19 protein-coding genes, 3 tRNA genes and 1 pseudogene are annotated in these 22867 nt (G+C 70.5%); 8 read left to right on the forward strand and 15 right to left on the reverse strand.

Features of this window, described 5'->3' with window-relative positions; all coding sequences use genetic code 11:
- Positions 1 to 195: 195 nt before the first annotated feature.
- From AB0J39_RS08670 to AB0J39_RS08680, 3 genes are all read right to left on the reverse strand, one after another.
- Positions 196 to 268 (reverse strand) — tRNA-Glu (locus AB0J39_RS08670).
- A gap of 13 nt (positions 269 to 281) precedes the next feature.
- Positions 282 to 354 (reverse strand) — tRNA-Glu (locus AB0J39_RS08675).
- Positions 355 to 403: 49 nt separating this feature from the next.
- Positions 404 to 475, reverse strand: a tRNA-Gln gene (locus AB0J39_RS08680).
- A gap of 229 nt (positions 476 to 704) precedes the next feature.
- On the opposite strand from AB0J39_RS08680, the gene AB0J39_RS08685 reads away from it, so the two are divergent.
- Positions 705 to 2687, forward strand: coding sequence for a M3 family metallopeptidase (locus AB0J39_RS08685; protein WP_363462799.1), 1983 nt, complete (start codon positions 705 to 707; stop codon positions 2685 to 2687).
- A gap of 94 nt (positions 2688 to 2781) precedes the next feature.
- On the opposite strand, the gene gltX is transcribed toward AB0J39_RS08685, so the two are convergent.
- Complete coding sequence (gene gltX / locus AB0J39_RS08690; RefSeq protein WP_363462800.1) at positions 2782 to 4155, reverse strand: glutamate--tRNA ligase; 1374 nt, start codon at positions 4153 to 4155, stop codon at positions 2782 to 2784.
- Entirely contained in the window at positions 4148 to 4918 is a 771-nt protein-coding gene (locus AB0J39_RS08695; RefSeq protein ID WP_169984206.1) for a fumarylacetoacetate hydrolase family protein, read from the reverse strand. Before AB0J39_RS08695 ends, gltX begins: the two co-directional genes overlap by 8 nt.
- Before the next feature lie 82 nt (positions 4919 to 5000).
- Here AB0J39_RS08695 and AB0J39_RS08700 point away from each other — a divergent pair, with 82 nt between their 5' ends.
- Complete coding sequence (locus AB0J39_RS08700; RefSeq protein WP_363462801.1) at positions 5001 to 5387, forward strand: antibiotic biosynthesis monooxygenase; 387 nt, start codon at positions 5001 to 5003, stop codon at positions 5385 to 5387.
- A gap of 10 nt (positions 5388 to 5397) precedes the next feature.
- Here the strand turns inward: AB0J39_RS08700 and AB0J39_RS08705 are convergent, their stop codons facing one another.
- Entirely contained in the window at positions 5398 to 5997 is a 600-nt protein-coding gene (locus tag AB0J39_RS08705) for an HD domain-containing protein (RefSeq protein WP_363462802.1), read from the reverse strand.
- A 580-nt stretch (positions 5998 to 6577) separates the two neighbouring features.
- Between AB0J39_RS08705 and AB0J39_RS08710 the strand changes: the two are divergent.
- From AB0J39_RS08710 to AB0J39_RS08720, 3 genes and pseudogenes are all read left to right on the forward strand, one after another.
- Positions 6578 to 6643 (forward strand): annotated as a pseudogene (locus AB0J39_RS08710) (hypothetical protein); the annotation flags it as partial.
- A complete protein-coding gene (locus AB0J39_RS08715; RefSeq protein WP_363462803.1) occupies positions 6637 to 7149 on the forward strand; it encodes an isochorismatase family protein in 513 nt (170 codons plus the stop codon). The pseudogene AB0J39_RS08710 and the gene AB0J39_RS08715, both read left to right, overlap by 7 nt.
- Positions 7150 to 7266: 117 nt before the next feature.
- The gene (locus AB0J39_RS08720; RefSeq protein WP_363462804.1) at positions 7267 to 8946 is read left to right on the forward strand and encodes a heparinase II/III family protein; all 1680 of its coding nucleotides are present in this window, start codon (positions 7267 to 7269) and stop codon (positions 8944 to 8946) included.
- 43 nt (positions 8947 to 8989) lie between these two features.
- Here AB0J39_RS08720 and AB0J39_RS08725 read toward each other — a convergent pair whose 3' ends face one another.
- The 4 genes from AB0J39_RS08725 to cimA all read right to left on the reverse strand — a co-directional run bounded on the left by AB0J39_RS08725 (position 8990) and on the right by cimA (position 13095).
- Positions 8990 to 9643 (reverse strand): DivIVA domain-containing protein, encoded by a 654-nt coding sequence (locus tag AB0J39_RS08725; protein ID WP_363462805.1) that lies wholly within the window; start codon positions 9641 to 9643, stop codon positions 8990 to 8992.
- On the reverse strand, positions 9640 to 10761 hold the full coding sequence (locus AB0J39_RS08730; RefSeq protein ID WP_363462806.1) for a globin domain-containing protein: 1122 nt from the start codon (positions 10759 to 10761) through the stop codon (positions 9640 to 9642). The genes AB0J39_RS08725 and AB0J39_RS08730 overlap by 4 nt, the downstream gene beginning before the upstream one ends.
- Positions 10762 to 11142 (reverse strand): group 1 truncated hemoglobin, encoded by a 381-nt coding sequence (locus tag AB0J39_RS08735; protein ID WP_363462807.1) that lies wholly within the window; start codon positions 11140 to 11142, stop codon positions 10762 to 10764.
- A gap of 378 nt (positions 11143 to 11520) precedes the next feature.
- Positions 11521 to 13095, reverse strand: coding sequence for a citramalate synthase (cimA, locus tag AB0J39_RS08740; protein WP_363462808.1), 1575 nt, complete (start codon positions 13093 to 13095; stop codon positions 11521 to 11523).
- A gap of 557 nt (positions 13096 to 13652) precedes the next feature.
- On the opposite strand from cimA, the gene AB0J39_RS08745 reads away from it, so the two are divergent.
- Entirely contained in the window at positions 13653 to 14234 is a 582-nt protein-coding gene (locus tag AB0J39_RS08745; RefSeq protein WP_363462809.1) for a hypothetical protein, read from the forward strand.
- Between the two features lie 126 nt (positions 14235 to 14360).
- Here the strand turns inward: AB0J39_RS08745 and AB0J39_RS08750 are convergent, their stop codons facing one another.
- From AB0J39_RS08750 to serA, 5 genes are all read right to left on the reverse strand, one after another.
- Complete coding sequence (locus tag AB0J39_RS08750; RefSeq protein ID WP_363462810.1) at positions 14361 to 15452, reverse strand: branched-chain amino acid aminotransferase; 1092 nt, start codon at positions 15450 to 15452, stop codon at positions 14361 to 14363.
- Between the two features lie 144 nt (positions 15453 to 15596).
- Entirely contained in the window at positions 15597 to 16643 is a 1047-nt protein-coding gene (locus AB0J39_RS08755) for a 3-isopropylmalate dehydrogenase (RefSeq protein WP_363462811.1), read from the reverse strand.
- Between the two features lie 76 nt (positions 16644 to 16719).
- Positions 16720 to 17115, reverse strand: a complete 396-nt coding sequence (locus tag AB0J39_RS08760) for an ROK family protein (protein WP_363462812.1) — start codon at positions 17113 to 17115, stop codon at positions 16720 to 16722.
- Positions 17067 to 17915: an ROK family transcriptional regulator gene (locus AB0J39_RS08765; RefSeq protein WP_363462813.1), complete on the reverse strand. Its 849-nt coding sequence runs from the start codon at positions 17913 to 17915 to the stop codon at positions 17067 to 17069. Before AB0J39_RS08765 ends, AB0J39_RS08760 begins: the two co-directional genes overlap by 49 nt.
- 489 nt (positions 17916 to 18404) lie before the next feature.
- On the reverse strand, positions 18405 to 19994 hold the full coding sequence (gene serA / locus AB0J39_RS08770; RefSeq protein WP_363462814.1) for a phosphoglycerate dehydrogenase: 1590 nt from the start codon (positions 19992 to 19994) through the stop codon (positions 18405 to 18407).
- A 412-nt stretch (positions 19995 to 20406) separates the two neighbouring features.
- Here serA and AB0J39_RS08775 point away from each other — a divergent pair, with 412 nt between their 5' ends.
- Both AB0J39_RS08775 and AB0J39_RS08780 read left to right on the forward strand, forming a co-directional pair.
- The gene (locus AB0J39_RS08775; RefSeq protein WP_363462815.1) at positions 20407 to 21297 is read left to right on the forward strand and encodes a hypothetical protein; all 891 of its coding nucleotides are present in this window, start codon (positions 20407 to 20409) and stop codon (positions 21295 to 21297) included.
- A 124-nt stretch (positions 21298 to 21421) separates the two neighbouring features.
- The coding region (locus AB0J39_RS08780; protein WP_363462816.1) for an MFS transporter at positions 21422 to 22867 on the forward strand (1446 nt) is incomplete at its 3' end.

Here is a 22867-nt window from a genome sequence, read left to right on the forward strand (position 1 = left end):
ACGCCCGCGCAGCGGGCCATGAACAGGGCGCGGCGTCCCGTAACGGCGAAAACCCCCGGCACGGGGAGTGCCGAGGGTCCTCGATGATGTAGCCCCGACCGGATTCGCGCCCGCGCAGCGGGCCATGAACAGGGCGCGGCGTCCCGTAACGGCGAAAACCCCCGGCACGGGGAGTGCCGAGGGTCCTCGATGATGTAGCCCCGACCGGATTCGAACCGGCGCTACCGCCTTGAGAGGGCGGCGTCCTAGGCCACTAGACGACGGAGCCGTGTGCAGTGAAGTAGTCCCGAGCGGATTCGAACCGCCGTTACCGCCTTGAGAGGGCGGCGTCCTAGGCCACTAGACGACGGGACCTTGCACTGTGCACTTGCTGTTTCCAGCGGAATCCCTTGGGGGGATCCAGCTGGGGTACCAGGACTCGAACCTAGACTAACGGAGCCAGAATCCGTCGGGCTGCCAATTACCCCATACCCCATCTGCTTGCGGGGGCCTCGCGGCTCCCGCTTGCGACTCCGAAAGAATAGCCCAGCTTGCGACCCACTACCAAAACGATTGCGGCGTGCCGCCTGATCTCGTGATCCGATCCCCCGGTCCGAGGGGTCCGGGCCTCCTGTACGAGGGCTCCGGTCCTCCTGTGCGGAAGGGCATGGCGCTCCTGTGCGAGGCTGGGACAAACGCCAGCACCATGTGAGGAGTCGCCAGAGATGACCTCGGCCGCGAACCCCTTCCTCAGTCCGAGCACCCTGCCCTACGAGCTGCCTCCCTTCCAGGAGATCGGAGAGGAGCACTACACGCCGGCGTTCGAGCAGGGCATGGCCGAGCACCTCGCGGAGGTCGAGGCGATCGCGGAGAACCCGGATCCTCCGACGTTCGAGAACACGATCGAGGCGCTGGAGAAGTCAGGTGCTCTCCTCGACCGGGTCTCGGCGGTGTTCTTCAACCAGGCGTCCTCCGACACCACGCCCGGCGTGCAGGAGATCCAGAAGGACGTCACGCCGAAGCTCGCCAAGCACGCCGACGCGATCCACCTCAACGCGAAGCTGTTCGCCCGCATCCAGGCGGTCGAGGCGGCCGACGAGGAGCAGCGGTGGCTGCTGAAGCGCTACCTCACCGACTTCACCCGCGCGGGAGCCACGCTCGGCCCGCAGGACCAGGCCCGGCTGCGGGAGATCAACGAACGGCTGTCGGCCCTGGGAACGGCGTTCCAGCAGAACCTGCTCGCCGACACCAACGAGCGGGCCGTGGTGGTCGAGGACGTGGCCGAGCTCGACGGGCTGTCGCAGGACGCCATCCAGGCGCTCGCCGACCAGGCCGGGGAACGCGGGCTGGACGGCAGGTACCTGATCTCGCTGGTCCTGCCCACCGGCCAGCCGGCCCTGGCCGAGCTGACCGACCGGTCCCTGCGTGAGCGGATCCACCTCGCCTCGGTCGGGCGGGGCGCGGCCAACGCGGAGCTGATCAAGGAGCTGGCGGTGCTGCGCCGGGAGCGCGCGCGGCTGCTCGGCTACGAGAACCACGCGGAGTACGTCCTGGCCGACCAGACGGCGGGCACCACCCGGGCGGTCACCGAGATGCTCGACCGGCTCGTGCCGCCGGCCGTGGCGAACGCGCGCAAGGAGCAGGCGGACCTGGAGGAGATCGCCGGGCACCCGATCCAGCCGTGGGACTGGGCGTTCTACTCCGAGAAGGTGCGCAAGGCCCGCTACGACATCGACAGCCGGCGCATGCGGCCGTACTTCGAGCTGAACACGGTGCTGGAGAAGGGCGTCTTCAACGCGGCGAGCCGCCTGTACGGCGTCACCTTCCACGAGCGCCCCGACCTGTACGGCTACCACCCCGAGGTGCGGGTCTTCGAGGTGCGCGACGAGGACGGCTCCCCGCTGGGCCTGTTCCTGGGCGACTTCCACGCCAGGGCCTCCAAGCGGGGCGGGGCGTGGATGAACAGCCTCGTGAAGCAGTCGGGCCTTGAGGGCACCAGGCCGGTCGTGGTCAACAACCTCAACATCGTCAAGGGCGAGCCGACCCTCATGACGTTCGACGAGGTCAACACGATGTTCCACGAGTTCGGGCACGCGCTGCACGGATTGTTCTCCGACGTGCGCTACCCCCGGTTCTCCGGGACGGCCGTGCCGCGCGACTTCGTCGAGTACCCCTCGCAGGTGAACGAGATGTGGGCGACCCACCCGGAGATCCTGGCCGAATACGCCAGGCATCACGAGACGGGCGAGCCGATGCCGCAGGACCTCGTCGACCGGATGCTGGAGACGCAGAAGTTCAACCAGGGTTTCGCCACGCTGGAGTACCTCGCCGCCACCCTGCTCGACTGGGCCTGGCACACGACGTACGACGGCGAGGAGGACGTGGAGGAGTTCGAGAGGCGGGCGCTGCGGGATGCGGGGGTGGACCTGCCCGCCGTCCCGCCGCGCTATCGCAGCACGTATTTCGCCCACATCTGGGCGGGCGGCTACAGCGCCGGCTACTACTCCTACATCTGGAGCGAGGTCCTCGACGCCGACACCGTCGAGTGGTTCAACGAGAACGGCGGGCTGCGCCGGGAGAACGGCGACACCTTCCGCCGGGCCCTGCTGTCGCGGGGCGGCAGCGTGGACTCGATGACGGCGTTCCGCGACTTCCGGGGCCGGGACCCGGAGATCACTCCGCTGCTGGACCGCCGCGGCCTCCTGTAGGAGACGCGGACGGCGCCGGGGACCCTTGCAGGGGATCCCCGGCGCCGTCGCCCTCATCTGCCTCCGCGCGCCCGCTGTGGGGCGCCCTGACGTGTCAGGAGGCCTCGGACAGCCGGGCGAGAGCCGTACGGAGCCGGTCGAGCGAGCGCTCGCGGCCGAGCACCTCGATCGACTCGAACAGCGGCAGGCCCACGGTCCTGCCGGTGATCGCCACGCGGACGGGCGCCTGCGCCTTGCCGAGCTTGAGCCCGTGGGCGAGGCCGACCTCCTCCAGGGCGGTCTTGAGCGACTCGGGGTCCCAGCTGACCGTCTCCATTCGCTCGGCGTACCCGGCCAGGATCTCGGCCGCCCCCGGCTTCATCGCCTTGTCCCAGGACGCCTGGTCGAAGACGGGCTCGTCCAGGAACAGGAAGTCGACGTTGGCGGTGACCTCCGACAGCACGGCGACCCGGGTCTGCACCAGGTCGGCCACGCGGGCGAACACCGCGCGGTCCCAGGACGGGTCGAGCCACGGCTCGCACCGGGCGGCGAACACCTCGCGGGGCAGCGCCCGGATGTACTCGCCGTTGAAGGCCCGGAGCTTCTTCTCGTCGAAGAACGCCGGGGCCTGGTTGACGTCCTCCAGCCGGAACAGCGGCATCATCTCCGACCACGGCATGATCTCGCGGTCGTCGCCGGGCCCCCAGCCGAGCAGCATGAGGTAGTTGACCATCGCCTCGGCGAGGTAGCCCTCGTCGCGGTAGGACTCGAGGGCGACCTTGTCGCGGCGCTTGGACAGCTTCTGCCGCTTCTCGTTGACGATCACGGGCACGTGCGCCCAGACCGGCGGCTCCGCCCCGAGCGCCTTCCACAGGAGCTGCTGCTTGGGCGTGTTGGACAGGTGCTCCTCGGCGCGGACCACGTGGTCGATCCGCATCTCCATGTCGTCGACGACGTTGGCGAGGATGAACAGCGGCGAGCCGTCCCCGCGGACGATGACGAAGTCCTCCATCGCCGAGTTGGGGAACTCCACCCGCCCGCGGACCTTGTCGTCCACGACCGTCACGCCCTCGTCGGGCGTACGGAACCGCACGGCGCCCTCGGTCAGGCCGAGGTCGCGGCAGTGGCCGTCGTAGCCCTGATGCTCTGAGCCGGTCCTGGCCTTCACGTCGTCGCGCGTGCAGGTGCAGTGGTAGGCCTTGCCGTCCTTGAGCAGCTTGGCCGCGGCCTCGCGGTGCTGCTGCTCGTAGGCGGACTGGAAGTACGGCCCCTCGAAGTGCGGCGAGCCGCCGTTGATGCCGATCCAGGCGAGGGCCGAGATGATGCCCTCGGTCCATTCTGGCCGGTTGCGTGCCGCGTCCGTGTCCTCGATGCGCAGCACGAACGTGCCGCCGGACTGCTCGGCGATCGCCCAGTTGAACAGCGCCGAACGGGCGCCGCCGACGTGGAACATGCCGGTGGGCGAAGGGGCGAAGCGCACCCTAGTCACGTGAGATCACCCGGTTAGTGAGAGTTCCGATTCCTTCGATGGAGACGCCGACCTCGTCGCCCACGGACATCGGGCCCACCCCGGCGGGCGTGCCGGTCAGGATGACGTCGCCGGGCAGCAGGGTCATGACCGCGCTCACGTACGCGACGAGCGCGGGGATGTCGTGCAGCAGCAGGGAGGTCCGGGCGCTCTGCCTGACCTCGCCGTTGAGCGTGGTGGTGATCGCCAGGTCGGCCGGGTCGAGCTCGGTCTCGATCCAGGGACCGAGCGGGCAGAACGTGTCGAAGCCCTTGGCCCTGGTCCACTGGCCGTCCCTGGCCTGCAGGTCGCGCGCGGTGACGTCGTTGGCGCAGGTGTAGCCGAAGATGACGTCGCCCGCCCGTTCGGCGGGGACGTCGCGGCACAGCCGGCCGATCACCACGGCCAGCTCGCCTTCGTAGTCGACCCGCTCCGACAGCTTCGCCGGATACGCGATCGCCTCCGAGGGACCGATCACGGTCGTGTTGGGCTTGAGGAACACGACCGGCTCCGCCGGGGGCTCGCCGCCCATCTCCCTGGCGTGGTCGGCGTAGTTCTTTCCGATAGCGATGATCTTGCTGGGCAACATGGGGGCGACCAGGCGGACCTCGGCCACCGGGAACCGCTCACCGGTGAACTCCACCCCGTGGAAGGGGTGCCCGCCGATCCGGGCGATGACCTGCCCGCCGTCTTCCACCACGCCGAAGGCGACCTGGTCGCCCATCGAGAACCTCGCGATACGCACGTCACGAGCCTAGTGGGGTATCCCACGGTGGCGTACTTAAGGTGGTCTGGTAACAGGGGAAGTCGAGCGTACGGGAGTCGATGTGCCTTCGGTCGTGAAGATCAACGTGCTGACGGTGCCCGAGGAGATGCGGCGCGAACTGGAGAAGCGGTTCGCCAACCGGGCCGGGATGGTCGAGTCGGCCGACGGGTTCGAGTGGTTCGAGCTGTTGCGTCCGGTGGAGGGCAGTGACCGCTACCTCGTCTACACGCGGTGGCGCAGCGAGGAGGACTTCCGGCGCTGGCAGGAGAGCCGGGCGTTCCAGTCGGGGCACGCGCAGGCCGCCGCCGAGGCCGGCGCGCAGGGCCACGGGCACGGCGAGGGCCACGGGCATGGGCAGGGCCACGGGCATGGGCAGGGCCCGGCCGCGACCGACTCCGAGCTGTGGTCGTTCGAGGTCGTGGAGAGCACCGGGCCCAAGCAGGACTGAGCGGCCCCGGTCAGGCGTCGAGCGGGTGCGCGGCGATCCGGCCGGCCATGCCGCCGGCGACGGAATGGGCGGCGGCGCAACCCGGCTTGCGCCGCGCCTGCTCCTCGAACACGGCGAGGAACTCCTGACCGAAGCCGAGCCGGGGAAAGCGGGCGAGCACGGCGGCCCGGTCGTCCGCGGGAAACTCCTCGGGCCGCCGCCCCGACACGTCCCACGACGTGGCCACCTGCAGCAGGTGCGACTCGGGGTCCTCGGCCGCTGTGACCGGATCGCGCATGTGGACCACGATGATCTTCTCGGCCCGCGCGCATCTGTCCGGCGACCACCCGGCCGCCGTGCAGAAGACCCAGGCGAGGCGGCCTCCGGCCTCCTCGAACGGCACCTCGTGACTGTCGAAGGTCTCGGTCAGCCCGATGTCGTGGAGCAGGGAGGACACGTAGTACAGCTCGTCGTCGAAGCCGATCCCGTGCGCCCCGGCGTACCCGGCGCCCCACAGATACGACCTGATCGAGTGGTTGAGGAGCGCGGGCGAGCAGAACCGGGTGGCGACGGCCAGCGCGGCCGCCGCGGCGGGGGTCTGCGGGAACGTCTCGGGAAACGGAGCCGACATGGCCCAAGGCTGGCAGAGCGGGCCGGTGGGGCGCGAGCCGCCACACGGCCACTTCCCGCACGATTCGGGCCACAGACGGGCTGCGCCGAGCCGCCCAATAGCATTCCGGCCATGACGTTCCACCGGGTGGCGGTCGTGCTGTTCGACCGGACCCCGATGTTCGAGTCCGCCGTCCCGATGCCCGGGCACGTTCGTGCTGGCCGGTGCGGGGCTGCTGGGGAACCGGGCCGCGAGCACCCACTGGGCGTACGCCGGGCTGCTCGCCCGCCTCCACCCGGACGTGTCGGTGCGCGCGGACGACCTCTACGTGGACGAGGGCAGGATCCTCACCAGCGCGGGCAGCGCGGGCGGCATCGACCTGTGCCTGCACCTGGTGCGCAGGGAGTTCGGCGCGGACGCGGCGACCGCGATCGCCCGCCGGATGGTCGTCGCGCCTCATCGGGCGGGCGGCCAGGCCCAGTTCGTGGAGCATCCCGTGCCGGGCCCCGCGGCGGGCGACCCGCTGGGCGCGACACTGGACTGGGCGGTGCGCGACATCGACCGCCCGCTCGGCGCGGACGCGCTGGCGGCCCGCGCGCTCATGAGCCGCCGCACGTTCGACCGGCGGTTCCGGGAGGCCACCGGCACCTCCCCGGCCCGATGGCTGCTGCACCAGCGGGTGCTGCAGGCGCAGCGACTGCTGGAGACGAGCGACCTGCCGATCACACCGCCCCCGTCGCCTCACCACTCTTCGCGGAGGGCTCGCACGGCTGGGAACTGCGCGAGGAGGTCGCGGTCCGGCCGTACGCGCACCTGGTGGACAAGACCAAGGCGTCGGCCTTCCACGGGACCGGCCTGGCCGGGGTTCTCGACGGGATCGACACGGTCGCGATCGCGGGCTACATGACCCAGAACTGCGACGAGTCGACCGCCAGGGACGCCTTCCATCTCGGCTTCGCGGTCGAGTTCCTGTCCGACGCCACCGGGACCGTGCCGCTGGCGAACGCCGCCGGAGCGCTGTCCGCCCGGCAGGCGCACGAGCACGTCCTGGTCGTCATGCAGTCCAACTTCGCCGCCGTGACCAGCACCGATGAGTGGATCGACGCCGTGGCGGCCGGAGCCCCGCTCGCCCGTCCGAGCATCTGGGAGAGCACCGCGCCCGCCCGCGCCTGACCGCAACCGGCAGGCCATTTGTGAGCAGTTGTGCAGTTGTGACCGAAGCGACTTGACCAGATCGTCAGAATTCGGACAGCATGAGCCGCCCCAATTCGATCTCGGAAGGAACCCGGCGTGTTCCGCCGCCTCTCAGCCCTCTCCCTGTCAGCGGTCCTCCCGCTGACCGCGCTCGCCGTGCTCACTGGGGCCACGCCCGCCCAGGCACGGGCTCCGCACCGCACGCCGGAGTGCCAGGGGGACTGGCTGCCCGCGACCCCCACCTCCGGCGACGTCATGAGCGGCAAGCTGTCCTTCCTCGGCCTGCCCGCGGTCACGGTGGGCGAGGACGTCGACTGGCGCATGGACCCGTACAAGAACAGGTCCTGGCAGATGGTGTTCCAGTCGCTGCGGTGGATGGGCCGGCTCGTGGCCGACTACGAGTCGACCGGCGAGAAGGACTACCTGAGCCGGGCCGAGGAGATCGCAAAGGACTGGGTCGCCGACAACCCCTACGGCGGGCGCACGACCAGCCCGTACGCCTGGGCCGAGCACCCGATCGCGCTGCGCGCCCCGGCGCTGGTGTGCCTGAGCAGGTATGTGAAGGCCGGCTGGCTGAAGAACAGCCTCGCCCTGCACGCCAGGCTGCTGTCCGACCCCAAGCACTACGAGCTCGGCCACAACCACGGGCTCGACCAGGACATCGGCCTGCTGCGCATCGGCTGCCGCTACGGGAACCCGAAGTGGAAGAACCTCGCGGTCAGCCGCATGGTCAAGTCGATGAAGCTCGACATCGACGGGCAGGGCGCGCTGCGCGAGCAGGCGCCGCGCTACGCCATCTACGTGCACGACCGGCTCAGGGTCGCGGTCGACACGATCAAGGACTGCGGGATGAAGGTCCCGGCGGCCCTGGCCACCCGCTGGGAGAGCCTGCCGCGCCACATCAGCGCCGCCACCCAGCCCAACGGCTACATGGTGCCGATCGGCGACGGGCCCGCCGACGTCCAGCCGGCCGCCTTCGACCACGCCAAGTCGACCGTGCAGGTCTTCGACGCCGGGTACGTCTTCGGCCGCACGGCCTGGGACGACCCCAAGTCGGCCTACTACTCGATCCGCTTCGGGCCCGCGTTGAAGTTCCACGGCCACGAGGACCACATGGGCGTCACCTACTACGCCCAGGGCCGCTCGATCCTCACCGAGGCGGGCTTCCACTCGTACGAGAACACGCCGTACCGGCGATGGACGCTGAGCCCGGAGGCCCACAACGTGCCGGTGATCGTGGGCAGGAAGTTCCGCGGGCACACTCCCACCGCGCTGGTGGGCAGGTCCGTGCGCGGGGACCGGCAGACGTTCACCTTCACCGACAGGGCGTACGGCGTGCAGCGCAAGCGGTCGGTGCTGGTCAACCACCGCGAGGACGTGCTGGCGGTGCTCGACAGCGGCGGCGCGAAGCTCCGCAACCTGTGGCACCTCGCCCCCGGGCTGAAGGTCGTGTCCAACTCGGGCGGACGGATCGTGGTGGCCGACGGCGGGTGGAAGGCGTCGATCGTCCAGCTGACGATGCCGTCCTGCGAGGCCGTCGGCGGCCAGCGGGTGGTGAGCGGGCAGACCTCGCCCTACCAGGGCTGGGTCTCGCCGGGCTACATGCGCAAGGAGCCGGCTCCGGCGATCGTCTCACCCGTGGCGAAGTCGTTGCTGACCGTGGTCGTTCCGGGAACCGACCGGCCGGAGGTCACCTGCTCGGGACGCACGCTGATCGTTCACACCCCGGCCGGATCGGTCACGCTGCGCGCGAGCTCCTCCGGCACGCTGTCGTAGGTCACGACCGGGCCTCCTCCCCCGACAGGAGACCGGCGGGCGGCTATCCGTACACCGACGGCGACGAGGAGCCGCCCGCCAGCTGCTTGGCCTGGTCGGGCACGTGGCCGAGCTTGTCGACCTCATGCGCGAGTCCCTCCAGGACCGCGCGCAACTGCACCTGGGTGACGTCCGCGAACGTACGCAGGTAGGCGATCCTGCGCTCCAGCTCCTCGGCCTCAGCGCTCTGCAGCCCGTCGCCGGAGGCGCGGTAGGCGCCGACCGCCTGGTTGGCGGCCTCCTCCGCCTGCCGCTGCGCCTCCAGCAGCAGCTCCTCGTACTGCTGGCGGGCCTGGCCCACGATCCGCCGCGCGTAGTCCTCCGCCTCCGCGATCTGGGCGTCGGCGGTCTGCTGCGCGCGGGACAGGATGTTGATGGCGTCGACGCTGAGGGTCTGCGGCGCGGCGGACTGCTCCGGGTTGAGGCCGTGTTCCTTGTACCACTGCTTCATGCGGTCGATGTACGCCCGCAGGTCCGCCTTCTCCTTGTCGCTGGTCGCCATGTCCTCCGCGACGCGGTAGAGGAACGCGCGCACCTCGTCCTCGCTGTAGCCGCGGCGCCCGAGCGAGGTGCGCGTGAACTCCTGCTTGCGGACCCGATCCGGGGTGAGGGGCTGGCGCTCGCCCGCCGGGCTTCCCCAGGGCATCTCTGCCGTCATGACTCCCGACCTCTGTCGCTCGTGAACTCGTCGAAGTGGATCTGCTCGGTAGGCACCCCGGCGTCAAGCAGTCGTCCGACCGTGGCCTGGACCATCTCCTCGGATCCGCAGACGAAGACATGCTGGCCACGCCATCCCTGCAGCGCGACGTCCACGGCGTAACCGCGGGCGCCCCGGAAGAAGGGATCGTGGGAGACGACCGGCACGACGTTCAGCCAGGGGTGCTCGGCGGCCATCTTGGCAAGCGACTCGTAGTCGTACAACTCCCTGGAGGTCCGGGCGCCCATGACGAGGTCCACCCTGCGCGTCGGGCCCTCGTAGGCGATCTGCTCCACCAGCGCCTTCATCGGCGCGAGGCCGGTGCCGCCCGCGATCATGAGCAGGTCGCCCTGGACGTCCGGGGAGAGCGTCAGCCGTTCCCCCACCGCGGCGCCCACGCGCAGCATCTCGCCCCGCCGCGCGCCCATGACGAGCGCGGAGCTGAGCACGCCACCGTCGACCATGCGTACGTGCAGGTCGATGGTGTTGTCCTGGCGCGGCGCGTTGGCGAACGAGTAGAACCGCCAGATACGCGGGCGAACGGCGTAGGAGATCGACGCCGACTGGCCCGGCCGGAAGGGGTACTGGTAGTTCAGCCGGGCGCGGATGACGGCGATGCCGAGGGTGCGCATCTCATGGCTGACGATCTCCGCCTCCCACCAGGGCGGGGAGACCTTCGACGCGTCGTTGGCGGCGTCGACCATCACCTGGGCGACCAGGTTGTACGCCTGCGTCCAGTCGTGCGCGAGCGCGGGGGTCCACCGGTCGCCCAGAAAGTGCTCGAGCGTGGCGAGCAGCGCCTGTCCGACGGCGGGGTAGTGCGTGGCGGTGACCCCGAACTTGCGGTGGTCGCGGCCGAGCTGCTGGAGGAACGGGACGACGCCCTCCACCTGGTCGACGTTGCTGACGACCTGCCCGAGCGCGGTCACGAGCTTGTCGCGCTGGCGTGCCATCGACACCGGGAACATGTCACGCACGTCCGGGTTCATCAGGAAGAGAACCGAGTAGAAGTACAGCGGCACCTGGTCACCCGAACGGGAGACGAGGTGCCAGCTGTCCTTGAGAGCCTGCGTATCCACTCAGTCGGCCGTTTCCGCGGGCTCGGCGACGATGGACGACTTCACCTTGCCGAGGACGAGGCCGACGTCGCGCAGGATGTCCTCGCCGACGCCGCTCTCCTGCAGGACCGCGAAGAGGTGCTCACCCACCTTGTCGTAGTGCTCGGACGTGATGCCCATGCCGGCGTGGGCCTCGCCCAGGTCACGACCCTCGTACGGCTCCGGGCCGCCGAGGACCGAGCACAGCAGCACGACCATGTGCCGCTTCAGCCTGGGCATGTCGATGCCGACGAAGTACGGGTTGAGATCGTCGTCGCCGAGCACGCGGACGTAGAAGCGGTCGACGACGTCGCGCACGACCGGTGCGCCGCCGATTTGGTCGTAATAGGACGAGGTGTTCACAGACCCTCCCATATGGGGTGCACCAGCGAGGGGGATGACTGCCGTCCGAAGATTTCCATACTCGGGGCAGTCACGCGGCTGGCCATAGTGACAGACGTGGCTCGGCTCCCGCGACGCGGCCGCCTCCGATGGACAGATCAGGAGACGGGCGCGAACGCCGCGGGCCTACAGGGGTTGCGTGCACAGATGCTTCTTGCCGTCACCCTCCGTCGAGCCAGAGCATTGGCGCTGAGGCTGGAACCGCGGCCGGCGTCACCGATCGTGGTGATGACCGCCTCAGAGCTTTGCCTATCTAAGCACCAACTAGACTAAATGTCACTAAAACCACTGCATTCACCTGCAGAACGTGAGCACCACTCACTCCACCCGGATCGCAGGTCAGGCGCTGTGACCTGCCCGCAGCAGGCCGTACGTCACCGCCTGCTCCAGCGCCTGCCAGGACGCCTCGATGATGTTCTCGCCCACCCCGACGGTGGCCCATTCTCCGGTCGCGTCGCTGGAGGTGATCAGCACCCGGGTGATCGCGTCCGTGCCGTGGGTGCCCTCCAGGATGCGGACCTTGAAGTCGATCAGCTCGACCCCCGCGAGCTCGGGGTAGAGCTTCTCCAGCGCCAGCCGCACCGCCCGGTCGAGCGCGTTGACCGGACCGTTCCCCTCGCCGGTCGCGATGATCCGCTCACCCTTGGCGTGGAGCTTGACGGTCGCCTCGCTGACCACGTCGCCGCCGGGCCGGCGCTCGACGATCACTCGCCACGACTCGACCGTGAAGTAGCGCCGGAGCTCGCCGTCGACCGTGTCGCGCAGCAGCAGCTCGAACGACGCGTCGGCCGCCTCGAACGTGTGCCCCTTGGCCTCCAGATCCTTGACCCGCTCGACCAGCCGCCTGGACTGCTCTCCACTGAGCTCGTAGCCCAGCTCGCGGCCCTTCAGCTCCACCGAGGCTCGCCCCGCCATGTCGGAGACCAGCATCCGCATGTCGTTGCCGACATCGGCGGGGTCGATGTGCTGGTAGAGGTTCGGGTCCACCTTGATCGCCGACGCGTGCAGGCCCGCCTTGTGGGCGAAGGCCGACGTGCCGACGTACGGCTGGTGCGAGTTCGGCGTGACGTTGGTGACCTCGGTGATCGCGTGGGCGATGCGGGTCATGTCGCGCAGCGACTGCGGCGGCACGAGGTCGAAGCCCCGCTTGAGCTGGAGGTTCGCCACCACGGTGAACAGGTTGGCGTTGCCGGAGCGCTCGCCGTACCCGTTGGCGCAGCCCTGCACGTGCGTGGCGCCGGCCTTCACCGCGGCCAGCGTGTTGGCGACCGCGCAGCCGGTGTCGTCGTGGCAGTGGATGCCGATCCGGGCTCCGGTGCCGGCCGCCTCGTGCACCACGTCGGCCAGCTCGTCGGGCAGCATGCCGCCGTTGGTGTCGCACAGCGCGACCACCGACGCCCCGGCCTCCGCGGCCGTGCGCAGCACCTCCAGCGCGTACGCGGGGTTGGAGCGGTAGCCGTCGAAGAAGTGCTCGGCGTCGAGGAAGACGCGCTGGCCCTCCGCCGTCAGGTGGGAGACCGTGTCGCGGATCATCGCGAGGTTCTCCTCCAGCGTCGTGCGGAGGGCCAGTTCCACGTGGCGGTCGTGGCTCTTGGCCACGAGCGTCACGATCGGCGCGCCGGATTCGCGCAGCGCGGCCACCAGCGGGTCGTCGGCGGCCTTCACGCCCGCCCGGCGGGTCGCGCCGAACGCGGCGAGCTGCGCGTGCTTCAGGTCGAGCTCGGTCTGAGCCCGCCGGAAGAACTCGGTGTCCTTGGGGTTGGCGCCCGGCCAGCCGCCCTCGATGAAGCCGACGCCGAGGCCGTCCAGGTGACGCGCGATGGCCAGCTTGTCGGCGACGGTGAGGTTCAGCCCCTCCTGCTGGGCGCCGTCGCGGAGCGTCGTGTCGTACACATGGAAACGATCGTCGGCCATCTCTGTGTCTCCTTCGCGGGGTTGTGTCTCGCCGCGCGCTCATCGGCCTGTGAATCGGCTTGAGGCCCAAACAAAAAGACCCCTCACGGACGTGAGAGGTCTGCGCGCCGGCGATGTCCTTCAGCCGGCGCGCCTGCCGATAATGAGCAGACCGTAGTACATGGTGCTGAGCAGTTTGCCACAGCCGGTCACCCTCTGGCACATCGATCTCATAGTACGAGATGTCCGGGAGTGTTCGCGCAGGTCAGCGCGGCCACCAGCGAATACGACGACCGGAAGGGACGACCGCGACCTCGGCGCCGCCCGGGTGGCGACCCGCCCGCGACCGGCCGCACGGCCGTTGTTCACGTGGCCGTTTCCAGGGAGATCGCCGGATTTATTCGTCACTCCGGGCAAGGACGCCGTAATAACCTGCCATACGCCTGCGGGACACACGATCACCGCCCCATCGGCGAGTACGCTCGCGAAGCGGTTCGTATTCATGAACCTCTTCGCCAGGACTCGTTTTCGTACAGCAGGTTTTCCTACAGCAGGTTTCCTACAGCAGGGGGCGACGCATGACTGGTCGGCGCGGCGGCGGGGCGTTCCACGGCAGACTCGCCGGTTTCCTACTCGTCGGCACTTCGGCCGCGACCGCCCTCGTCACCACCGTCGGCGCGCTCGGGGCCGCCGCCGACAACGGGCACGGCCGCGGCGACCGCGCGGAGCGGAACGTCGTGGCCCCCACCGGGAAGGACCCACGCGACCGCCCCGGCACGAAGCTGTCCGTGGAAGGGACCACGCGCAACCGGGGCTACCAGCACACGAGCGCCAACACCGCCGGCGGCTCCTCGAACGTGCAGAACGCGCTGTGCCGGCGCGCCCGGGTCTGCAACATCACCCAGCACGTGACCGTCGCCGGCCCGCGCGAGACCGAGCGGCCCGCGCCCAGACCGGCTCCGGTGCCCACGGTCACCGTCACGGTGACGGCGACGCCCACGCCCGTCGCGTCCGCCGCACCGATGCCCCTCGCGACCGTCGCGGCGCCATGCCCCGGCCGGTCCCTGATCCGGGTCAGCGTGAGCGCCGGTCTGATCGGAGGGCTGATGTCGCTGTCCACCCTCGGGAAGGGCACGGCCTGCCCGGTCGCGTACGGCTGAGCCGGGCTCGCGAACACGGCTCCGGAAGACCACATCGGCCCGCCGCGCGGTGCGCCCACGGGCTGACGGCGGGGCGCACCGCGACAAGGAGCAGCGGACGATGAGCGCCGTACGGCGCCGCGTCCGTCAGCAGATCTTGTGGATCCAGTGGTGGGCGTCGGGGCGGCTGCCGTACTGGATGCCCACGAGTTCCTCGCGGATCCTCATCGTGACCGGCCCGGGGGTGCCGTCGCCGACGATCCAGCTCCGGTCGACGCCCTTGACCGAGCCGACGGGGGTGACCACGGCGGCGGTGCCGCAGGCGAAGACCTCGGTGAGCTCGCCCGACTCGCAGCCCGCCTGCCAGTCCTCGATGGAGATCTTGCCCTCCTCGACCGTGTATCCCAGCTCGCCGGCCAGGCTGAGGATCGAGTCGCGGGTGATGCCGGGCAGCAGCGTCCCGGTGAGCGCCGGGGTGACGAGGCGGTCGCCGAAGACGAAGAACAGGTTCATCCCGCCCATCTCCTCGACCCACCGGTGCTCGAACGCGTCGAGCCAGACCACCTGGTCGCAGCCCTCCTCGACGGCCTGCCGCTGGGCCACGAACGCCGCCGCGTAGTTGCCGCCGCACTTGGCGAAGCCGGTGCCGCCGGGCGCGGCGCGGGTGTACTCGGTGGACAGCCAGACCGAGACCGGCTTGAGGCCGCCGGTGAAGTACGACGCGGCGGGCGAGGCGATCACCATGTACTTGTAGCTCCGCGAGGGGTGGTTCACTCCGAGGGCGGGCTGCGTGGCGATCATGAAGGGGCGCAGGTAGAGGCTGTGGCCCTCGGTGGTCGGCACCCAGTCGCGGTCGGTCTGCACAAGGAGTTCGAGCGACTCGACGAACGTGTCCTCGGGGATCTCCGGCATCGCCATCCGCAGCGCCGACTGGTTGAAGCGCGCCGCGTTCGCGTACGGCCGGAAGGCGACGATCGAGCCGTTCGACTGCCGGTACGCCTTGAGCCCCTCGAACAGCTCCTGCGCGTAGTGGAACACAGACGTGGCGGGGTCGAGGACGAGCGGACCGTACGGCTGGAGCTTCGCGTCGTGCCAGCCCTCCCCTTCGGTCCAGTCGATGGAGATCATGTGGTCGGTGAAGACCTGACCGAAGCCGGGGCTCGCCAGCACCTGCTCACGCTCGGCCGCACTGCGGGCCTGCGGATTGAGCTGCACGTCGAACCTGAGGTGGGTGGTCATGGCGAGGTCCTTCTCTCTTCGTCGTCGTAGTAATTGTGCGACGAGACGGCTAAGGGAAAACTAGGGCATTCGGCAGGTATGAAAAAGCGCATGGCGGCCCATACCGGGCCGCCATGCGCGTGAGGTCGTGATGAGCGGCCGGGATCAGCCGGCTACTCGGGCGGCGATGTCGTCGCCGATCTCGCGGGTGGAGCGCGCGGTCCACGCGCTCTGACGCTCGATCAGGTCGTCGGCCACGGCCTGCTCGACGCGGGCCGAGGCCTCGGCGTGACCGAGGTGGTCGAGGAGCATGGCGACCGACAGGATCGTGGCGGTCGGGTCGGCCTTGCCCTGGCCCGCGATGTCCGGCGCGCTGCCGTGGACGGGCTCGAACATGGACGGCGCCGTGCGGGCCGGGTTGACGTTGCCGCTGGCCGCCAGGCCGATGCCGCCGGCGATCGCCGCGCCGATGTCGGTCAGGATGTCGCCGAACAGGTTGTCGGTGACGATCACGTCGAACCGCTCAGGCTGGGTGATGAAGAACATGGAGGCGGCGTCGACGTGGCAGTAGTCGGTCTCGACCTCGGGGAACTCCAGGCTGAGCCGGTCGACGGTGCGCGCCCACAGGTCGCCGGCGAACGTCAGCACGTTGGTCTTGTGGACCAGCGTCAGCTTGCGGCGCGGCCGGCTCAGGGCCTTCTCGAAGGCGTAGCGCGCGACGCGCTCGACGCCGTACGCCGTGTTGAGCGACTCCTGGGTGGCGATCTCATGCGGCGTGCCGCGGCGCATCACGCCGCCGGCTCCGGCGTACGGACCCTCGGTGCCCTCGCGGACGACGATCATGTCGATGTCCTCGGGGCGGGCCTCCCCGAGCGGAGTCGTCACGCCGGGGAACAGCTTGACCGGACGGAGGTTCACATAGTGGTCGAGCTCGAAGCGCAGGCGCAGCAGCAGCTCGCGCTCCAGGATGCCGGGCGGCACGCTCGGGTCGCCGACGGCGCCCAGCAGGATCGCGTCGTAGCCGCGCAGCTCGTCGAGGACCTCGTCGGGAAGCGTCTGCCCTGTCGCGTGGTAGCGCCTGGCCCCGAGGTCGTACTCGGTGGTCTCGGACTTGACGCCCGCGGCGTTGAGGACCTTGAGGCCTTCGGCGACGACCTCGGTGCCGATACCGTCACCGGGGATCACTGCCAGGCGGATGTTGCTCGACTCCATGCGTGTACCTTACCGGTTGTCTCGGAGATCGAAACACGATCTCACCATTCGGTCCATGCCCGGACATATGCGCCCGTCAGGCGGGTCCCTCTGCCACCGCACGCTCGAAGACGAGGTCGCGTGCCGTGGACAGCCCGACCGCCAGCGCCCCGAGGATCACGGCGTCCGCCCCGAGCGTGGACACCTCGATCCGCGGCGGCGTGAGGGCCACCAGCGTCTCCAGCCGCTCCGCCACGGGACCGGCGAGCAGGTCGCCGGCCTGCGCGCCGATGCCGCCGCCGAGCACGACCAGCTCGGGATCGAGCACGGCGATCACCCCGGCGAGGGCGCGGGCGACGTGGTCGGCCTCCGCGGCCACCACCGCGCACGCGGCCGCGTCGCCGCGGCGCGCGGCGTCGAAGACCTCCTTGGCCGTGGCCGCCGTCATGCCCAGACGTGCCGCCGCCGCGACGACGCCGTCGGCGGAGGCCACCGACTCGAACATGCCGCGCCGGCGGTCGAGGCCGGGGACGTCTCACCCACCGGCAGGTACGAGATCTCGCCGGCCGCTCCCCGGGCGCCCCGATAGAGGCCGCCGTCGATGACCACGCCCATGCCGACGCCCGTCCCGATGGACACGAGGACGAAGTGGGAGACCCCCTTGCCCAGGCCGTAGGCGCCCTCTCCCACGGCCGCGAGGTCGACGTCGTTCTCCACCGTGTACGGCGAGCCCGTCACGCCGGCCAGCGCGTCCACCGCGCCGGGCCGTTCCCAGCCCGGCAGGTTCGGCGCGAGCCGCAGCGCCCCGCTCTCCTTGTCGTGGATGCCGGGGCTGCCGAACACGGTGACGGTGACGTCGCCGGGCTCCAGGCCGACCTCCGCGACCAGCTCGGCCGCCATCCGCGCCAGTTGCTCAAGCGCGCTCTCGTAGGAGTGCGCCCGCGACGGCTCCTGCCTCCGCGCCGCGACGTCGCCCACCAGGTCGGCGAGCGCGATCCGCACGGTGGTGCGGCCGAGGTCGGCGGCGAGCACCCAGCCCGCCTCCGGCCTGATCTCGTAGAGCAGCGCGGCGCGTCCGGCGCCACCGGTGCGCAGCCCGACCGGGCGGACGAGCCTGGCACGCTCCAGGTCGGCCAGCGCCATCGAGATCGTCGGCTTGGACAGTCCCGTCACCTGGGCGAGCTCGGGGCGCGAGGCCTTGCCGAGGCGGAAGATCTCGGTGAACACCGCCCGCTGGTTGATCAGCCGGAGCAGGCTGGTCGTGTTCGCGGCCCCACCGCCGATGCTCACCACGCCATCAAGATTGGCACACGCGGCGATCAGCCGGTCCCGCCGGTCCCGCCGGGGTCAGCGCTGCGGAGCGCCCCCGTTGTCGCGGCGGTCGAGCGCGATCTGCAGGGCCTCGGCCGCCTCGTTCTCAGCGTCTTCGGAACGACCCCAGGGATACATGTCGTACATGGCGATTCTCTCTCTTGACGGAGGAATGCTGAGAGCGGACCCGCTGGCGCGGATCCGGGAACGTCAGCCGCCGGTGGAACGCGGGTCACGCGTCACGGGCGAGCCGAAGGCCGGCGGCGCGGCGCTCCGCGACGGGCCGGCCTGCCCTGATCAGGCCCCGTCGCGGCAGGTGGAAGTGCGGGGCGCCTCGTCATCGCAAGACTACCCCACAATCTCGTAGGACGACCTAGTATCTCACTTCGTGAGACGCCGTCCGTCGCCCGGGACAACACGAACGGCCCGGCGCGCGGGGCGCCGGGCCGTCGGATGAGCGGGTGCCTGGTGTCAGTCCTCCAGGTCGACCGTGCGGCCGCTGTCGGCGCCGATCTCCCCCGCGATCTGCTCGACGACGTCGGACGGGATCGCCGTGTCGACGGTCAGCGCGATGAGCGCCTTGCCGCCCTTCACGTCCCGGGAGACCTGCATGGAGGCGATGTTCACGCTGTGCTCGCCGAGCAGGCGGCCCACGATGCCGACGATGCCGGGGCGGTCGGCGTAGGTGAAGAACGCCAGGTGCTCGGTCGGCTCGATCTCCATCGCGAAGCCGTTGACCTCGACGATCTTGGTGATCTGGCGGGGACCGGACAGGGTGCCGGAGACCGAGACCGTACGGCCGTCGGCGAGCACGCCGCGCACCGTGACGACGTTGCGCCAGTCGGGGCTCTCCGCGCTGGTGACCAGCTCGACCACGACGCCGCGGTCCTTGGCCAGCAGCGGAGCGTTGACGTAGGTCACCGCGTCCTCCACGACGTCGGTGAAGACGCCCTTGAGCGCGGCCAGCTCCAGGACCCGCACGTCCTGCGCCGAGATCTCGCCGCGGACCTCGACGACCAGGCGGGTGGCCACCTCGCCCGCGAGCGCGGTGAAGATGCGGCCCAGCTTCTCGGTGAGCGGCAGGCCCGGCTTGACGTCCTCGGCGACCGCGCCGCCCTGGACGTTCACCGCGTCGGGCACGAACTCGCCGGCGAGCGCCAGCTTGACGCTGCGGGCGACCTGGGTGCCGGCCTTCTCCTGGGCCTCGTGAGTGGAGGCGCCGAGGTGCGGCGTCGCCACGACCTGGTCGAACTCGAACAGCGGGCTGTCGGTGCAGGGCTCCTTGGCGAAGACGTCGATGCCGGCGCCGGCGACGCGGCCCTCCTTGAGCGCGGAGTAGAGGGCGTTCTCGTCGATGATCCCGCCGCGGGCCACGTTGACCAGCCGCACGGTCGGCTTGACCATGTGCAGCTCGCGGTCGCCGATGAGACCGATGGTCTCCTTCGACTTCGGCAGGTGGACCGTGATGAAGTCGGCCTGCTGGAGCACCTCCTCCAGCGACGCCAGACGCACGCCCATGGCCGCCGCGCGGGCCGGCTGCAGGTAGGGGTCGTACGCGATGAGCTCGACGCCGAACGGCTGCAGGCGCTGCGCGACGAGCTGGCCGATCTTGCCGAGGCCGAGGATGCCGACGACCTTCTCGTCGAGCTCGACGCCGGTGTACTTCGAGCGCTTCCACTCTCCGGCCTTCAGCGCGGAGTGCGCCTGGGCGACGTTGCGGGCGCTGGCGAGGATCAGCGCGACCGTGTGCTCGGCGGCGCTGGTGATGTTGGACGTCGGGGCGTTGACCACCATGACGCCGGCCTTGGTGGCGGCCTCGACGTCGACGTTGTCCAGGCCCACGCCCGCGCGGGCGACGACGCGCAGCTTGGGCGCCGCGGCGATCGCCTCGGCGTCGACCTGGGTGGCACTGCGCACGATCAGAGCGTCCACGTCGGCGAGGGCGGGCAGCAGCTGCGACCGGTCGGCGCCGTCGGTGTGCCGGACCTCGAAATCCGCGCCGAGCACGGCGAGACCCGCTTCTGAGAGCTCTTCTGCGACAAGTACGACGGGCTTGTTCACTGGGTTGAGTCCTTCGTGAAGTGCGACGGCGCGGACGACGTGAGTCTATCCGGGCCTTGTGAAAGCTCTCACGAGCGCCCGGCATACGAGATATCCAAGGTCACGGCGGCGTCGCGGCGACGCGACGACCCGGTCTCAGATCGCGCCCGGCGCCGAGGGTGGCTCCGGCACCGGTGTTCGCGGCGTGGCACGGGCTCAGGAGGCGGGCGCGGAACGGCGCCCATCCGGAGAATAACGTGGAGAGACTGCCGGGACGTGGGGGGTGCCTGAGACTCGCTCACGCCCGGGCACAGTCGGTCGGTGTACCCCGTCGACCGTGATCTCATACGGACTGTCGCCAACTTGGTATTGATCGCACCTAATCTTCGGGATTAGCCTGATTCGCCATGGTCCAGTCCCTATCGTTCAGGCTATGAGCATCGGGAACCCCTCCCTGGGCGACGTTCTCGCGCGGCATGGCAGCCCCCGGCAACTCCTGGCGGCCCTCGCGGAGTGGGGCATCCTGGTGGCGGTCCGACCCGACCGCTCCGTGGTGCTCGGCACGACGCAGAACGGCGAGCGTGTTCTGCTGGGCTACACGGGACCGGCGACCTACGCCCGGCACCGTGGCAGCCACTCGTTGTCGGCGTGCGACGCCGACACCATCCTCGACATCCAGCGCGTCACCGGCGTGCGCGAGATCGTGATCGACGCGGCCGGTCCCGCGGCCGCCGCCGTGCCGATCGACGACCTGCGGCGCTATCTGGAGGAGACCCGCACCGGTCCCGCCCCCGCGCTGTCGGCCATGGGCACGGCCGCTCCCACGGCGTACGCCACCGGGGCGATGGCGACCGTGACCCGCGCGCAGGTCGGCAGGCAGGCTCCTCCCCCGCCGCCCGCGCCCGCCCCGGTCCCGGAGGCGCCCGCCGCGCTGCCCGCGCAGTGGGTCCCCGCCCCCCGCCAGCACCTGTCGGGGGCGATGCAGGTGGTGGACCCCGGCTACCGCAGGACGCGCCACCCGATCCTGCCGGCGCTTCGGGTGGCTGTCGCCGAACTGCTACCCGAATACCCCTACATCCACCACGTGTGGATCTCCGAGTCGCGGACGGCGGCGGGGCTGTGGGGGATCATGCTGCACGTCAAGGTGCACATTCTCGGAGCCGACGACATCGTCAAGGACCTGCACCGGCGGGTGCGCGCCCGGCTGCCGCAACTGGCGGCCAGCGAGGCGCCGGTGCTCATGGCCCGCGTCGCCGACGCCCACACGGAACGCCGGCTGATCGAGATCGGCGCCCACGTCGTCTGTCCCGACGTGCGCGACTGATCGCCCGGTCCCTCTCCGATCTCCGCCGGCGCGATCCGGCGGAGATCGAGGGGAGATCACGCAGCGGCCGAACCGTTGCGGGACGGTCCTTCCGAACGGGCGCTTGCTCGGCTTGAATGGCGCCATGGTCTCCACCGCGGCGACGCCCTCCCCGTCGAAGGTCACCCTGGGAGTTCGCCTCGGGTACGCCGTCGGCTCGTTCTGCACGGCCAACTTCTCCACGATCCCCGGGCTGCTGCTGCTCTTCTACATGACGAACGTGCTCGCGGTGCCGGCCGCGTTCGCGGGCGTCGTGCTCTTCCTGCCCAAGGCCTGGGACCTGGTCGCCAACACCCTGGTCGGCCGGTGGTCGGACCGCACGGTCTCGCGCTGGGGACCGCGCCGGCCCTGGCTGCTCGCGGGCGCCCTGGTGCTGCCGCTGTCGTTCGCCCTGATGTTCGCCGGGCCGCCGCTCACCGGCACGACCGCCGGCCTGTACGTGGGCGTCACCTTCCTCGCCGCCGCGACCGGCTACGCCCTGTACGAGGTGCCGTACAAGGCGATGCCCGCGGAGATGACCACGGACTACCACGAGCGGACGTCGCTGCTGCAGTGGCGCATGGTGCTGATCGCGATCGCGATCGCGATGAGCGGCATCCTCGCGCCGACGATCGCCGGGGAGACGGCCGACGGGTACCGCACCATGGGGATCGTCTTCGGCGTGATCCTGCTCGTCTCGATGCTGGGATCGTTCTTCGGCACCGCCCGCGCCCCCTTCACCGGCCAGCAGAGGTCCGAGGGCACGCTGCGGGAGCAACTCGCCGCCGCCCGCACGAGCAAGCCGTTCATGTGGCTGCTCGGGCTCAGCTCCGCGCAGACGCTGGGGGCGGGCGTGATGCTGGCCGGGGCGCCCTACTTCGCCGCCTACGCGCTGGACGACACCTCCGCCACCACCACGCTCTTCGCGGCCCTCGTGGGGCCGATGCTGGTCACGATGCCGCTGTGGGTGTGGCTGGCCCGCAAGCTCGACAAGCGCGGCGCGATGCTCCTGTCCGGATCGCTGTTCACCGCGGGCGCGCTGCTGATCCTCGCGACGCCCGCGCTCGGCTCGCTGTACGCCCACCTGTGCGTGATGGTCGTGGGCATCGGCTACGCGGGCCTGCAACTGCTGCAGTTCTCCATGCTCGCCGACGTCATCGCCTATGACGGCGTGGTGAGCGGCGAGCGCAGGGGCGGGGTCTTCACCGGCCTGTGGACGGCGGTGGAGAACGCGGTGTCGGCGCTCGGGGCGACGACCTACGGCTGGGTGCTGACCGTAGGAGGCTTCATCTCCTCCGACCCCGAGCATCCGGTGACCCAGCCGGACACCGCCCTCGTCGCGGTGGTGATCGGCGTCACCGTGGTGCCCGCGCTGATCACGTTCGCGGGCGTGCTGATGACCCTCAAATACAACCTGACCGCCGACCGCCTCGCCACTGCGGTCGGCGCGGGCGGGACCACGGACCCGGCGGGCGCCCCCGCCCGGGGGGGGCGGGCCCACCGCGGGGCACACCGCCGGCCGCGCGGACCCCGCCGAATGGGCCCCGCCCGG

Source organism: Microbispora sp. NPDC049633, from assembly GCF_040675265.1.
In the GTDB taxonomy this organism is placed as follows: domain Bacteria; phylum Actinomycetota; class Actinomycetes; order Streptosporangiales; family Streptosporangiaceae; genus Microbispora; species Microbispora maris.

What these genes read in the sequence shown, in the direction of transcription:
- AB0J39_RS08685 (WP_363462799.1), top strand. Translation starts at nt 705, where the DNA reads ATGACCTCGGCCGCGAACCCCTTCCTCAGTCCGAGCACCCTGCCCTAC.
- AB0J39_RS08705 (WP_363462802.1), bottom strand. Translation starts at nt 5,997, where the DNA reads ATGTCGGCTCCGTTTCCCGAGACGTTCCCGCAGACCCCCGCCGCGGCG.
- AB0J39_RS08715 (WP_363462803.1), top strand. Translation starts at nt 6,637, where the DNA reads ATGGCTGCTGCACCAGCGGGTGCTGCAGGCGCAGCGACTGCTGGAGAC.
- AB0J39_RS08725 (WP_363462805.1), bottom strand. Translation starts at nt 9,643, where the DNA reads ATGACGGCAGAGATGCCCTGGGGAAGCCCGGCGGGCGAGCGCCAGCCC.
- cimA (WP_363462808.1), bottom strand. Translation starts at nt 13,095, where the DNA reads ATGGCCGACGATCGTTTCCATGTGTACGACACGACGCTCCGCGACGGC.
- AB0J39_RS08745 (WP_363462809.1), top strand. Translation starts at nt 13,653, where the DNA reads ATGACTGGTCGGCGCGGCGGCGGGGCGTTCCACGGCAGACTCGCCGGT.
- AB0J39_RS08750 (WP_363462810.1), bottom strand. Translation starts at nt 15,452, where the DNA reads ATGACCACCCACCTCAGGTTCGACGTGCAGCTCAATCCGCAGGCCCGC.
- AB0J39_RS08755 (WP_363462811.1), bottom strand. Translation starts at nt 16,643, where the DNA reads ATGGAGTCGAGCAACATCCGCCTGGCAGTGATCCCCGGTGACGGTATC.
- AB0J39_RS08775 (WP_363462815.1), top strand. Translation starts at nt 20,407, where the DNA reads ATGAGCATCGGGAACCCCTCCCTGGGCGACGTTCTCGCGCGGCATGGC.